A 14,677-nucleotide genomic window follows, 5' to 3' on the forward strand; every position below is an offset into this window, starting at 1 on the left:
CTATTTTTTGCCAATAATTAAACACAAAGGTACGTTCTGGTGATTAACAAAAGAAAGAACAATTGGCTTTTCTCTTAGTTACTTTGTTCAATTGACCTTATTGTCTGAGATTCTGAGGGTTATTTTTTAGAAATACTTTTTATTTAAGAGAAAAAAGGTAAAAATATTTAAGAAAATCAGCGAAAACAATGTAAAACTTTTTGCATATACCAAAACAACTCCGTAATTTTGCGTTCCCAATTTTTAACTGGATGCCCGTTCAGAAAGAAAATAAGGCAAAATCATTGAAAATCAGAGTCGTTCCAACTTTGATTTACCGAAAATACTTTCACAGCAATTAATAAGAGTCCACCGTGAATATATTTTTTGTAACACCTTATGGCAGAGGTGCTTTCTTTGAGAAAACATTTAGGACTTTTAAAATCTTAATAAAGTGGATACTTTAAGTTATAAAACCATCTCAGCCAACAAGGCTACCACAGAAAAGGGATGGGTTATTGTAGATGCAGAAAATCAGATTGTAGGTCGTTTGACTTCTGAAATTGCAAAAATTTTACGTGGAAAGCACAAGCCTTCTTTCACTCCGCATGTTGATTGTGGTGATAACGTTATCGTTATTAATGCTGATAAAATTCGTTTTACTGGCAAGAAAATGACTGATAAAGTTTATATCCGTCACACAGGGTATCCAGGTGGACAGCGTTTTGCAACGCCAAGAGAAGTGTTAGCGAAAAATCCAAAAGGAGTAGTGGAAGCAGCCGTTAAAGGTATGTTACCTAAAAACCGTTTGGGAAGCCGTTTGTTCACTAACTTGTATGTATATGCAGGTACAGAACATCCACACGCAGCTCAACAACCAACTGAAATTAAATTCTAATAATCGTTATTTGTTATTCGTTATCCGTTATTCGTCTTTACGAATTAACCATTAACAGATAGCTGATAACTTCTCTATAAAAAAATGGCAGAAGTAACTAATACATTAGGAAGAAGAAAAACAGCTGTTGCCCGTCTTTATATGACTCCAGGTAACGGTACAATTCTTGTGAATGGTCGTGCTTTGAATGAGTACTTTCCATCTGAAATTTTACAAATTATCGTTAATCAACCATTTGCATTGACTAAGACTGAAGGTGCTTATGATATCAAAGCAAATCTTGATGGCGGTGGAATCAAAGGACAAGCAGAAGCGCTTCGTTTAGCTATTTCTCGTGCTTTACAAGAAATCGACCCTGAGCGTCGTCCAGCTTTGAAAAAAGAAGGATTCTTAACACGTGACCCTCGTATGGTAGAACGTAAGAAACCAGGTCGTAAGAAAGCTCGTCGTAAATTCCAGTTCTCGAAACGTTAATATTCGTTGTAATTTGGAAATCTGGCAATTTGAAAATTGGAAAACAATATTTTCAAATCTCCCGATTTTCAAATTACTTCTTCACTAATACTTGCAGTGACCGATGTGTTAGTGATATATTTTTCATATTTTTTCATTTAAAAAATTGGTCGTACAGTTCTTAATATCAGAAAAGGATTAGGTTTTATAGTTTGAGATGTTAATACATTTTCAAATTTTCAAATCTACAAATTTTCAAATTCTTAAGGCTGATGACTGTCAGAAAATGGCACAATTAGAATACAAAAACCTTTTGGATGCTGGTGTTCACTTTGGACACATGACACGTAAGTGGGATCCAAGAATGGCTCCATACATCTTTATGGAGAAGAATGGTATCCACATTCTTGATTTGAACAAAACTTTAGCTTGTTTAGACGAAGCTTGTACTGCTATCAAAGCGGTAGTTCGTTCAGGTCGTAAAGTAATGTTTGTTGCTACAAAGAAACAAGCGCAAGAAATTGTTTCTGAAGAAGCTCGTCGTTTGAAAATGCCTTACGTAACTGACCGTTGGTTAGGTGGTATGCTTACAAACTTCGCTACTGTACGTAAATCAATCAAAAAGATGTCAACTATCGACAGATTATTGAAAGATGAAGTAACCGTAAAAGCTTTAGCAAAACGTGAGCGTTTGATGATGTCTCGTGATAAAGAGAAAATGGAAAGAGTATTAGGCGGTATCACTGACCTTACTCGTTTACCAGCAGCTCTTTTCGTAGTTGACGTTAAGCGTGAACACATTGCAGTAGCAGAAGCAAAAAGATTAGGTATTCCAGTTTTCGCAATGTGCGATACTAACTCGAACCCTGATTTAGTTGACTATCCTGTACCAGCTAATGATGATGCTTACAAATCAATCGCTTTGATTACTTTAGCAATTGGTAAAGCTATCGAAGAAGGCTTAATGGAGCGTAAACAAGATAAAGATGATGCTCGTTTAGCAGAGGAAGAAGAAGCGAAGCGTTTAGCTGACGAAGAGGCAGCTAAAGAAGCAGCGAAAGTTGCGGCTAAATACGAGAAAGAAGATTAATAATAATTTGAAGATATGATAATCTGAGAAAGTCATAGGAACTATCTTTTTGTCATAACTTTACCATTATAATTTATCAAAATTGAAGCAGCCCATGGAATTCTATGGGCTGTTCCTTTAAAAATTAACATTGAATTAGCGAATGCGGATTGCGATTTTAACGTAATAAAAGCCAGTTCAATTTAGCAATCCGTAAATCCAAAATCTAAAATCAATAAAACGATGGCTATTTCAGCAGCAGACGTTAATAAGTTAAGACAAATGACCGGTGCGGGCATGATGGATTGTAAGAAAGCCCTTACTGAAGCAGGTGGTGATTTTGAAGCCGCTATTGATATTCTTCGTAAAGCAGGCCAGAAAGTGGCTGCTAAACGTGCAGACAATGCTACTAACGAAGGTGTAGTATTAGTTGCTATTAGCGAAGATGGAACAAATGGTAAATTAGTTGCTTTAGCTTGCGAAACTGAACCAGTTTCTAAAGTAGCAGATTTCAATGAATTAGCTGCTGCTTTATTAGCATCAGCAGTTGCTATCGATGCAGCAGATAAAGATGCTTTATTAGCTTCTACTTTAGCTGACGGACGTAACGCTCAAGAGGCAATGGTTGAATTAACTGGTAAAATTGGTGAGAAAATCAATGTAGCTGGTTATGAAAATATCACTGCTGATAAAGTTGTTTCTTATATCCACTCTAACAACAAAATCGGTGTTTTAGTAGCATTTACAAATGTAACAGGAACTGATGTTACTGAAGTTGGTAAAGATATCGCTATGCAAATAACTGCAATGAAACCAGTTGCGTTGGATAAAGACGGTGTTGATGCAGCTACTATCGAACGTGAAATCGAAATCGGTAAAGACCAAGCTCGTCAAGAAGGAAAACCAGAAGCAATGTTAGAAAAAATTGCAACAGGTAAATTGGAGAAATTCTACAAAGAAAACACTTTGTTGAACCAACAATTTGTAAAAGACGGTTCTATCAATATCAAACAATTATTAGAGCAAACTCAAAAAGGATTAACTATCAGTACTTTCAAACGTATTGCTTTAGCATAATTTACTTTCGAGTAATAATATTAAGAAAAGGCTTCCAGCAATGGAAGCCTTTTTTGTTGCTATAATTTTAATATAATTATGTTTTTTCATAATAAGATTATATTTAAGTGGAATAATAAGTATTTTTACCTGCTATGCAACGCTTATGAAAATAGGGCTGTCTATGTAGTTGTTAAGATCAAATTAATTTAAACTTAAATACCATTACACAATGAAAAAATTAATGTTTATAATGACAGCGTTTATTGGTGTCATGTTAGCGAGTTGTTCAAAGCAAGAGGATTTATCGGCTTCGGATGATAATTATTCAGCTTTAGAAGTGTCTGCTGCCCGTACGGCTGCTGTGACTGATACGGTAACCAAACAAAAATGTAAAGGAAATATTACGAGTATTGACCCAGCGGCTTTGCCAGCTACTATCACTACTTATATTTCTACCAATTATGCGGGAGCAACTATCAAGTATGCTGGTAAAGATGCCCAAGGGCAGTATGTAGTAGGTGTTTCTTTAAATAATGTTGAAACAGGTCTATTGTTTGATGCCAATGGTGTATTTGTAAAAGCATTGCAGCATTATGCTAGAAAAGCGAAACTAACAGAAGTAGATATTACTACTTTGCCAGCTACGCTAACAAGTTATATTACTACTAATTACGCAGGTTATACTGTAAAACGTGCTGGTAAAGATGCTGATGGAAATATTTATGTAGCTATTAGTGACGGAACAAACCGTAAAGTACTTTTATTTGATGCGACTGGTGCGTTTAAACAAGCGTTAGAAACGCCATTACATAAAATTGTAAAACTTAAAAAACACTAGGATTTTAATAAGATACAATTCCTATAAGCAGAATAAATAATGCGACAGAAGAGGCTTTCAGCAATGGAAGCCTCTTCTGTTTTTTTACGAGATTCCAACAATTCAATCATGATTATGTACTTAAGAAATGCAATCAAGAATCATAAATATAAAATTATTAAAGATGAATAAAAGTATTAAAAGCGTAATAATTTATTTGAAAAAATATACCGTTAGATAAATTTAGATACCGCTCAATAATTTTCAGATTGTTCTACATCCATTTATTTACAATTTTATACCTAGTAAATATTACTAAACAACAATTTATCTAAATCAATTAAATGATGAAAACAATCAAATCTGTAGTCCTTTATTGGGCGCTAGTCACATCGCTTGCGATAGTTAGCGGTTGTGAAAACAAAGGAAACTCCAATAATACCACCAAAGTGGATGGAGCTAAACTCTTTTCTGATATTATGTTTATCGAAGGAGACGCGAGTGTGAATATTCCTGAATTGAAAAAGATTAGAGATTACGCTGGTATTGACAAGTTTAACGCTGCTCAAAAGAAAACGTATGATAAATACAAGGAATTTGTCATTGCAGATATTAAGAAGCAATCCCCCGAATTTTTCGAGGAATTCAGAGCAATGGTACAAAGTGGTGACCCCGTGTTAGTTCAAACAGCTTTAAAATATGCAGGCGAGAAAATACTTGGTTCTACAAGTACCCTTATGCCTCTGCTTATTCTAAAAAGAAACCCCGAGCTAATAGATAGCCTTTATTCAAAAGAAGATAAGAAGAAATTAAGAGAATTGGCTGAAGTATCTGATTTTGCCAAGTTAAAAGAACTTCTTAACGTGCCTGACCCAGAAGGTAGGTTATTAAAAGGGCTTATGACAAATAGGGTTACAAATCTCCAGATTAATCAGAACAGAATGGTGAATTTATTTCCCGGACCAAATACAAATAGTATGTTGGCTGTGAATAAAAACAGAAACTTTGATTTGAATTTTGATAGAGACATCAATTTCAATTTGAACACCAATAAAAACTTAAACTTACAGCTTGACCGAAACCTCAATCGTCTTCAAAATCTCAATTTTAATAGAAATATTGATGTCAATTTTAACAGATTGGCTGATATAGGAGCAGGCAGTTGGTTTAATGTGAACGAAAATGTGAATGAAAACAAGAATGTCAATGTGAATGAGAATGTAAATATCAATCAAAATGTGAATGTGCACGAAGCTGTTAATATAGCAGTAGCGGTAAATGTTGTATTATTTGCGATTGATAATACCCCTATGCCATCTGATCTTTTTGGAAAAGAGGTTTTATTTCAAGAGCAACTAGTGAAATCAATCACACAACAATATCAATTCAGAATATGAGGGCCTTATATATCGTGGGGCAACTATTCGTGGTTGTATTTGTGATTCTGACAATGACAATTTCTTTGCCCCATAATCCATTGTCGATTTACAATACCGAGGTGACAAGTACTTTCCAGTCGTTTTTACCCGAAGGATGGGCTTTTTTTACCAGAAATCCAAAGGAAGAGGAAGTGATAATTTATTATAAAGAAAATGGTAAGTGGATCCAAAATCCACTTACCCCACTTTCAAAACCGGGTAATTCGTTTGGATTAAATAGGCTTGTTAGGGCTCAATCTGTTGAAATGGCTATGATTATTCCTCAGCCATCTGAAAACGACTGGCAGCATTGTAATGGAAATTTTGTTGATTGTATCAAAAAAGATACTACCAAAGTAATAGAGGTTAGGAATATATCTCCAATGCCTATTTTGAAAGATACAATAGCAATAGTAAGTTATTCTCCAGTACCTTGGGCATGGTCTGAACTTAAAAAGAGTGAAGAAATGCCAGCTAAATATGTAATTCTAAAAGTGTTATGTGGCAAGAAATAGATAATCAAATCGAAAGAAAACTAAGCCTCAATATTTGGAGTAATGTTTATGGCTTAGGCAGGTCGCTTATTGCGTTGAGTGTTTTACTTACCTTATTAATGAATGATGTAAGTACGCTATTCAGACCAATATTGGGCGTTGATGATATACCCATGTGTAATGGATTAAGTGGAAAAATTAGTCTTTTTTGCCTATTATCCAATAACCTTGAATTAGCAAGATGGATTAGTATCGTCATTTTATTTGTAGTAACAATCGGTTGGAGACCTAGAATCATGGGGGTGTTACATTGGTGGATAAATTATAGTTTAATTTCATCAGCTCCATTGGTAGATGGTGGTGAACACGCCGCTACAGTGATTAGTTTTTTATTAATTCCAATTACTTTAACAGATAGTCGTTTATGGCATTGGGAAACTGCCGAGAATCCGAAGGTTAGTGCTAAATATAGATATAAGCACTTAGTGGCTTCTATTTTTTATGATTTAGTGAGAATACAAGTAGCAGTTATTTATTTACACTCGGCCGTTGGCAAATGTAGTGTATTAGAATGGCAAAACGGAACAGCGCTGTATTATTGGTTTACAGACCCAATGTTTGGAATGGCGAATTGGCTTAAACCTATCGTACTACCATTGTTACAAAATCCGTTCTCATTAACGATTATCAATTGGTGGGTAATTATCCTAGAATTTTTGCTTTTTGCAGGATTATTCATGAGTAAAAATAATAGAGGTACTTTATTATTTCTAGGAATATTATTTCATGTTTTAATAGGCTTTGTACATGGCTTAGTAAGTTTTGCTTTAATCATGATTGGTGCGCTAATCTTATTTTTACGACCTTTTGAGCATGAGTTTTCATTTAAATTTAGCAAAATCAGCTTTTTCAAGCTCTTTAATTTGAGTAATACATAAGGTTTTTAAGGCAAACTGATTTTTATAAACCCCACAACTATTGAGCATTTCAATATCGTGGGGTTTATGCTTTTGTAAAGCCTATTGATTTTTAAGCTATAATTCAATTAAGAGGCGTATTTTTGCATTCTTTAAATAAGAATGACATTCCATGAAAATTCTGCATACTGCCGATTGGCATTTGGGTAAAAAACTTCATAAATACGACCTTCACGAAGACCATAAATTGTTTTTGGACTGGCTGATAGCCACTATCCAAGAACGAGAGATTGATGTCCTATTAATTGCTGGGGATATTTTCGACCTTGCCAATCCTCCAGCCGAAGCCAGAATGCTATATTATTGGTTTTTACGACAAATGATTGTACAGAAATGTAAAATCATTATTACAGGAGGAAACCATGACTCTGTGTCGATGCTGAATGCGCCAAAGGATATTCTGGCGATGTTGGATGTTATCGTTATTGGCGGTGTTACACCTGATATTGAAGACCAAATAATTGATTTAAAGGAGGTAATTGTTTGTGCTATTCCTTATTTGCGAGATGCCGATTTGCGTCAGCCAGTGGAGGGGGAGACACCCTCAGGACGTATTGAAGCGGTGCGAAATGGTATTAAAAACCATTATGACCAGTTAGCTAATATCTGTCATGAACGTTTCCCAGGGATACCTGTTATTGCCATGGGACATTTATATGCCAATGGTTCTATCGGGTCTGAATCTGAACGAGAAATCCAGATAGGTAATCTGGCTTCGTTTGAAGGAAGTGATTTTTCTGAGCTACTTGATTATGTAGCATTAGGACATATTCATCGACCACAGAGGGTGTCAGGGAAAGAGCATATTCGTTATTCTGGCTCGCCGATAGCGTTGAGTTTTAGTGAAAAAAGTGATTTGAAGGTTATTACTGAATTAGAAGTGAAACATGGTAAAATTACGCGGATAGAAGATATCCTTATTCCTAAAAACAGGTTATTAAAGAAAATAAGTGGTGATTTTGAAAAGGTGAAAAGCCAACTGAGTAGTTTTCAAAACGAATGCCTTTTGAAAGCATTTTTAGAAATAGAAGTAATTGAAGAATTGCATAACCCGCTTTTAACAAGAGAGTTGAATGATATTATAGCAGTTTTTGAAGACGACAATGCCATTGTGCTGAAACATAGAATAAGCTTTAAAAATGAAGTACAAAGTACCGAAGAGCTTTTTTATGAAGGAGAACACATTGATGATATCAATGAAACCGAGATTTTAAAAAGAAGATTGGAAAAAGAAAGCGGACTTTCAGAAGAACATCAGGCTTTATTGATGGAGGCTTTTACGGAATTATTACAAAAAGTTAAAGAGGAGAATTAGGCGATGAAAATCAATAAAATATATTTAAAAAATATCAACTCTTTTAAAGGAGAGCATAGTATTGATTTTACGGCAAGTCCACTATCAACAGCTGGGCTTTTTGCCATTGTTGGGCCTACTGGTGCAGGAAAATCTACCTTGCTTGATGCCATCACTTTGGCATTGTTCAACCGAGTGCCAAGATTTGACAAAAAGATTTCTAAGGATTTAGTGGGTTCTGGCGGGTCAATTCTGACTCGTGGTGAAAAAGAATGTGTTGTTGAAGTAGAATATGTTTGTAAGTCGGGTGTATATGTGTCTAAATGGTGGATAAATGTCAATAGAAACAATAATCTGAATGATTATGGCATGGAGCTAATTGATAAAGTCAAAGACCAGATTATTACCAATAAAAAAACAGATGTACCGGATAAAAATCAAAGCCTGATAGGATTGAATTATGATCAATTTGTAAAATCAATTTTGCTTTCGCAAGGTGAATTTTCAAAGTTTTTGAAGTCTGGGAAAGACGAGCGGGGAAAATTACTGGAAGATATTACGGGTATGCAAATTTATCGCTTATTAGGTAAAAAAGCATTTGAAATTAATAATGAAAAAGGTGGAGAATTAAAGCTTAAGCGTAATCAAATAAAAAGTGTTTCAGATAAATTAGTAGCCAAAGAAATTGCTGAAAACTGGGAAAAAGATTTACTTGAAAAAGAATTATTGATTAGTCAGGCGAATGAAAATATTGAAAAAACTTCAGAAAGTATTCGAGTAAAAAATGCCTTGGCAATCATCAATCAAGAAATATTTCAGAAGGAAAAAGACTTTGTTACTACAAAGGCTATTTGGCAACAATTTGAAACGGAGAAATTACCAATATTACAGCAACACCAACTTGTTGAACCTTTCAGAGAGCAGATTGCACAGGTAAAGAATGATGAAAGAGAACTTGTAAATCTGCAAAATAGGCAAGAAACTCAAACGAAGGATTTACTTAATAATCAAGAGGCATTTAAACGAAACCTAGAAGCCATTGCAACGCTGACTAAACAAGAAGTAGGAGCTGAAAATGCACGTGAGGTATTGTTAGAGTATCGTAGAAAAGTAACGGAATTAATGCGTGAGTTGAGCGAACAAGAAGGTACATTGAAAGCTAAGCAACAGCAAATTAACGAGTCAATATCCTTCCTGAGAATTCCTCAATTAAGTAGTTTATCAGTCAATCAATTGGCTGATAATTCGTTAGTGCTTATCCAATCGGTAGCACAAGCACAGAAAGTACAGATGGAAAAATGGTATGAAATTGCTGAGATTTCATCACCAGAAGAAATAGAAGAAAAAGGATATCGGTTAGAGTTTGAGGTGAAATTGTACCATCAACTAAACCAATTGATTAGCGAGTATAGTAATCTAAAGACGCTTTTTAATGAAGCTGAAAAAGAGGAGAAAATTCAGCTTGAAAGCCAAAATTCTAATACCCTTGTTCTTGAAAAAAAACAAACCTTATTAGCTACTCTTATTAAGAAAATAGAGCAGTTAGAAAGTGAAAAAGAACGTTTAGGAAAGTCTTATAATTTTGAAAAAGATAGGGCTACGTTGTTGAAAAAAGACGAAGCTTGTCCGCTTTGTGGTTCATTAGAACATCCTTTTCTAAGCCACTATGCTAATAATTATGTGGAGATAGACCAAGACTTAAAAGCTCAGAAAATAGCAGAAAAAGAATTAAGTAATGAAGTGAATATTTTGACAACACAAATCGCTTCAGCACGACAAATTGAAATAAAAGAACAGCAGAAAAAACAAGGATTTCAGGATAAACTAACTGAAAAGCATGTAGAAATAACTGATATAAAACAGAATTTACAGCTAGATAAAGTAGGGAACAGGGCGTGGGTGCAAGACCAAATAAAGTTGAAAGAAGGGCAAACAGAAGCTTTAAACCTTTTGATAAAGTCTTCTAAAGTATTAGAAGATTTAAGAGTGTTACACAAAATTGTAAAAGAAACAAAAGGTTTTCAAGAACAGAAAAATACCCTTCTGGATACTATTAAAGGTTTATATGCTGGCAAGAATATCAATAATGATTGTGATATACTACAACAACAATTCTCTGAATTACAAACAAAAATCACTGCTAATCAACATATAATTCAGCAACTTCGTACAGAAATTAAAGAAAAGAGCGAAGCGGTAAAAGAAGTACAAAATGAATTGTTGAAGGCTTTGCAAAGTTTAGGTTTTACTGATGTAGAGGAAGCTCAAAAACAATTGCTTTCTGTAGAACAAAGTAAAAGCTTGCGTGATGAACAAGAAAAACTCAGAACAAGAATAACCGTTTTAGAAAATGAATTGAAAAGTAAAAAAATAGAATTTGAACTAAAACAGCAAGAAGATAACCCAAGAATAAGCTTGGAAGAGCTTATAGAATTCAGTAAAACTTTACAAGAACAGCGGAAGGCAGTGGCTGATGAAGTGGTAGATTTAAGGGTAAAAATACAGTCTCAGAACACGCTTTTCAACGAAGTGTCAGTTTTAACACAGGAAATTGCGTTCTTAGAAAAATCTAATTTGAAGTGGGAATTATTAAACCGATATATTGGAGATGCAGAAGGAAAAAAATTTAGTACATTTGCACAAGGCTTGACATTAGCGAGACTGGTGGCTTTATCTAATCGACGATTAGCGGAGCTGTCAGATAGGTACTTATTGGACAAACCCACTGAGAATGAGGATGATGAACTCATGATTGTTGACCAGTATATGGGAAATGAGCGTCGTTCGGTAAAAACACTTTCGGGTGGAGAGACCTTTATGGTAAGTTTGTCATTGGCATTAGCCTTATCAGACTTGGCCTCTAAGAATGTAAAACTTGAAAGCCTTTTTATTGATGAAGGTTTTGGAACCCTCGACCCTGAAACGCTTGATTTGGCGTTGAGTACTTTAGAAAAACTACAGCAAGAAGGACAAAAGAATATAGGGATTATTTCACACGTAGAATCAATCAAAGAAAGGATTTCAACCCAAATAAAATTGGAGAGAAATAATAGAGGTTTTAGTAAAATAGAAATAAAAAGTTAGGTTTTTGTAAACTTAAATACGCATTTAATTTATATAAAAAATAACATAAAGACTGATTTTATCCAATGTTTCACTAAAATCCAAGCGTATTCTTCAAAATGCCTTATCAACCCATTGCAGAAGAAATTAAAGAGAAATATCATTTGAAGTCTTTTGTAAAAAGCATCCTGAGTAATCTTAATTAGTTATGAATATTTTATACTTGGTTTTTGGTGAAGAGCAGCGAAACCATACGCAAGCTTACTTTTCCATTTGCTCGTTTCTAGGGCAGATGGATAATTCTGATAGAATTTATATTTTGACTGATGCACCAAGATTCTATCAGCGTGTAGCCGAGCGAGTAAATATTGTAGAAATTAGTAAAGGGTTGTTAGAAGAATGGGAGGGGGAATATAGGTATTTTCTAAGAGTAAAAATCAAAGCTATTGAATATATTTGTTCGATTCACCCTCATGAAGATGTGCTTTATGTGGATGCAGACACCTTTTTGTATTCAGATATTAAAGCAATAAAAACGATTTTGGATAACCCTTTGATGCATTTGAATGAAGGAAAGCTTTCTGCCCTCAAGAGCAAACCTGAAACAATAATGTGGAAGCAAGTAGCTAAAAAATCTTTTGGAGGAATCGTCATTAGTGCAGACCATTGTATGTGGAATGCTAGTGTCGTAGGATTACCTAGTAAAATAGGGATGAATATAGTAAAACTGGCCTTGATTATCTGTGATAATATGCTGTTGGCAAAAGTAAATAAAAAGTTAATAGAACAGTTTGCCTTGTCAGTAGCGATGGCTGAATTTGGAAATGTAAAGCCAGCAAGTGAAAATATTGGGCATTATAATAGGAATAATATAGAGTGGAATGCAGTAATAAATCGTTTTTTACAAGAGTCTTTGCTGTGTGTACGCCCACTTGATCAAGATATAGAGATTGTTAGAAATTGGGACTTTACTGCAATCAGTGTACAACAACGTGTTGCTGTAAAGCGAATTAATCTAAAACGATACCTGAGACACTTTTCATTGTTGTTCAAGAAGTAAAAGCAAGTTTACTTTGCTTGAACAGGCTTTCGCAATCATACTTAGCTACATTCAATTGAGAATAATAGGATAGAACCATCAATCTATGAGTTAATCAAAATAGCTGTTTTTGAGAAACCGATTTTATTTTTTTACAATTCCAAAGGGCGTAAATGGGTTCGTTTCTGCTTGTGTTACTTTCTGCAAATCCCAAGTTTCTTGTGGAATTTTAGTTTCTTTATGATGCAGATGGTAAACTAAAGCCGACGAAGCTACAGATTTTGTTGATTTCCCAATTTGACGAAGCCTTCTATAAACATCTAAATCTTCGCCCACACCAGGCCAAAGGAAACGCTCATCAAAACCATTAATACTTAGCAAATCTTCTTTATGAATTGAAAAATTACAGCCTAAAATATCACGATGTTTGTTGTTAATCATTCTAGCAAAAAATGGGACTCTTGCATAAAGCATTTTTTCGCCATGACGTGTTTCACCTGATAATAATAAATACAAAAAATTCTTTTTGAAATAGCCTTTTTTGATGCTTTCGGGAGTCAATTTTTTAGAAATTTTATCTGATAAATATACCCTTCTGCCTGACAGTGCAAATCCTTTTTCTTTGGCTTCTAAATGAGCTTCCACAAATCTATCGTCTGGAATACAATCACCATCAATAAAAATAATATAATCAGACTTCGCACTCATCACAGCTTTATTGAGCATGATATTTTTTTGCCAGCCATTATCTTCTTGCCAAAGGTGGTTAATATGGAGTGGTGAATGTTTTTGAATTTCTTTGATTTGCTTAACTACCTCTTCACGAGAACCATCATCTGAAATAATCACTTCAAAATCTTTAACCGTTTGGCGTTCTAATGCTGCCAAAATGAGTTTTAGATGATCAATTTTATTGTAAAAAGCGATATTCACTGAGCAACGCATAAACTTCTATCTTTAAAATGTAATGATTTTCAATTAAAGCCTCAAAATTACGCTTATTTCTTTGAGTATAGTCAAACTACACAGACAATACCTTAAATTTGTAGCATTAAATATGATTTTTTATTAAGAAAACAATCTTGAAATCTTTTAAATTTTGTCTCTTCAATAGCTTTTGGAGGAACAATGTATAATGAATATACTTCTTCAACATAATGCGATACTTCCTGTAAATCAATATGGTGGAACAGAACGAGTAGTTTGGTGGCTTGGAAAATACCTTAGTTTATTAGGACATAACGTAACTTTCTTAGTAAAAGAAGGTTCGCAATCGCCTTTTGCTAACATTATTCCCTATAATGAGAATGAACCATTAGACGGACAAATTCCTGATAACATTGATGTGGTTCATCTCAACCAAAAACCGCAAGAATATATTCGCAAACCTTTTGTAGTAACTCAGCATGGGAACAGCTCACAATTAGATTCTTTACACCAGAATACCGTTTTTGTATCTAAAAACCATGCAGAACGCCACGGTGGAGAAGCATTTGTATATAACGGAATCGACTTTGATGAATATGGAAAGCCAGATTTAAACCTTCCACGAAAACATCTTCATTTTTTAGCAAAAGCCGCTTGGCGTGTGAAAAATGTAAAAGGGGCGATTGAGATTGCCAAACGGAGTCATCATAAATTAGTGGTAATGGGTGGCAGTCGCTTAAATTTCAAAATGGGTTTTCGCTTCACGCCCGACCTCAATGTACGGTTTCATGGAATGATAGGAGGACAAGAAAAATTACAAATATTGAATCAATCCAAAGCCTTGCTTTTCCCAGTTTTATGGCACGAGCCATTTGGTTTGGCCATTGTTGAGAGCCTTTATATGGGTTCAGCGGTGTTTGGTACCACTTATGGGTCATTACCAGAATTGATTCATCCGGAGGTAGGCTTTCTGTCAAATCATAAACATGAATTGGTAGAACAACTCAAGAATGTTGATCATTTTTCGCCTAAACTTTGTCATGAATATGCGCAAGATGTATTTTCGGCAAAGGCAATGACTGAGAAGTATATTATGTATTATGAAACAGTTTTAGCTGGAAAACCACTTAATTCACAAATACCGAAGGCTTTGGAGAACTATCCAAAATTTCTGCCTTTTTCTGAATAAC

Annotated in this window: 13 protein-coding genes; 12 read left to right on the forward strand and 1 reads right to left on the reverse strand. The window is 34.6% G+C overall.

The window, feature by feature from the left end:
- Positions 1-433: 433 nt before the first annotated feature.
- From rplM to J2Y60_RS07045, 11 genes are all read left to right on the forward strand, one after another.
- A complete protein-coding gene (gene rplM / locus J2Y60_RS06995; protein ID WP_309915314.1) occupies positions 434-877 on the forward strand; it encodes a 50S ribosomal protein L13 in 444 nt (147 codons plus the stop codon).
- Positions 878-961: 84 nt separating this feature from the next.
- Entirely contained in the window at positions 962-1,351 is a 390-nt protein-coding gene (gene rpsI / locus J2Y60_RS07000) for a 30S ribosomal protein S9 (protein WP_309915319.1), read from the forward strand.
- Between the two features lie 265 nt (positions 1,352-1,616).
- A complete protein-coding gene (gene rpsB, locus J2Y60_RS07005) occupies positions 1,617-2,420 on the forward strand; it encodes a 30S ribosomal protein S2 (RefSeq protein ID WP_309915322.1) in 804 nt (267 codons plus the stop codon).
- 222 nt (positions 2,421-2,642) lie between these two features.
- Positions 2,643-3,476 carry a translation elongation factor Ts gene (gene tsf, locus J2Y60_RS07010; protein WP_309915324.1) on the forward strand — a complete coding sequence of 278 codons (834 nt, stop codon included), beginning with the start codon at positions 2,643-2,645 and terminating at the stop codon, positions 3,474-3,476.
- A 211-nt stretch (positions 3,477-3,687) separates the two neighbouring features.
- The gene (locus tag J2Y60_RS07015; protein WP_309915326.1) at positions 3,688-4,296 is read left to right on the forward strand and encodes a PepSY-like domain-containing protein; all 609 of its coding nucleotides are present in this window, start codon (positions 3,688-3,690) and stop codon (positions 4,294-4,296) included.
- 326 nt (positions 4,297-4,622) lie between these two features.
- The gene (locus tag J2Y60_RS07020; protein ID WP_309915330.1) at positions 4,623-5,672 is read left to right on the forward strand and encodes a hypothetical protein; all 1,050 of its coding nucleotides are present in this window, start codon (positions 4,623-4,625) and stop codon (positions 5,670-5,672) included.
- Positions 5,669-6,208 carry an SdpA family antimicrobial peptide system protein gene (locus J2Y60_RS07025; RefSeq protein ID WP_309915333.1) on the forward strand — a complete coding sequence of 180 codons (540 nt, stop codon included), beginning with the start codon at positions 5,669-5,671 and terminating at the stop codon, positions 6,206-6,208. The genes J2Y60_RS07020 and J2Y60_RS07025 overlap by 4 nt, the downstream gene beginning before the upstream one ends.
- Positions 6,193-7,125 (forward strand): sporulation-delaying protein SdpB family protein, encoded by a 933-nt coding sequence (locus tag J2Y60_RS07030; RefSeq protein ID WP_309915336.1) that lies wholly within the window; start codon positions 6,193-6,195, stop codon positions 7,123-7,125. Before J2Y60_RS07025 ends, J2Y60_RS07030 begins: the two co-directional genes overlap by 16 nt.
- A 151-nt stretch (positions 7,126-7,276) precedes the next feature.
- The gene (sbcD, locus tag J2Y60_RS07035; protein WP_309915338.1) at positions 7,277-8,479 is read left to right on the forward strand and encodes an exonuclease subunit SbcD; all 1,203 of its coding nucleotides are present in this window, start codon (positions 7,277-7,279) and stop codon (positions 8,477-8,479) included.
- Between the two features lie 3 nt (positions 8,480-8,482).
- Positions 8,483-11,542, forward strand: coding sequence for an AAA family ATPase (locus J2Y60_RS07040; RefSeq protein ID WP_309915341.1), 3,060 nt, complete (start codon positions 8,483-8,485; stop codon positions 11,540-11,542).
- 187 nt (positions 11,543-11,729) lie between these two features.
- Positions 11,730-12,581 carry a hypothetical protein gene (locus J2Y60_RS07045; RefSeq protein ID WP_309915344.1) on the forward strand — a complete coding sequence of 284 codons (852 nt, stop codon included), beginning with the start codon at positions 11,730-11,732 and terminating at the stop codon, positions 12,579-12,581.
- A gap of 123 nt (positions 12,582-12,704) precedes the next feature.
- Here J2Y60_RS07045 and J2Y60_RS07050 read toward each other — a convergent pair whose 3' ends face one another.
- A complete protein-coding gene (locus tag J2Y60_RS07050; RefSeq protein WP_309915347.1) occupies positions 12,705-13,505 on the reverse strand; it encodes a glycosyltransferase in 801 nt (266 codons plus the stop codon).
- Positions 13,506-13,695: 190 nt separating this feature from the next.
- On the opposite strand from J2Y60_RS07050, the gene J2Y60_RS07055 reads away from it, so the two are divergent.
- Positions 13,696-14,676: a glycosyltransferase gene (locus J2Y60_RS07055; protein ID WP_309915350.1), complete on the forward strand. Its 981-nt coding sequence runs from the start codon at positions 13,696-13,698 to the stop codon at positions 14,674-14,676.
- Position 14,677 lies beyond the last annotated feature (1 nt).

The sequence above is a fragment of the Arcicella sp. BE140 genome (genome assembly GCF_031456255.1).
GTDB lineage: Bacteria > Bacteroidota > Bacteroidia > Cytophagales > Spirosomataceae > Arcicella > Arcicella aquatica.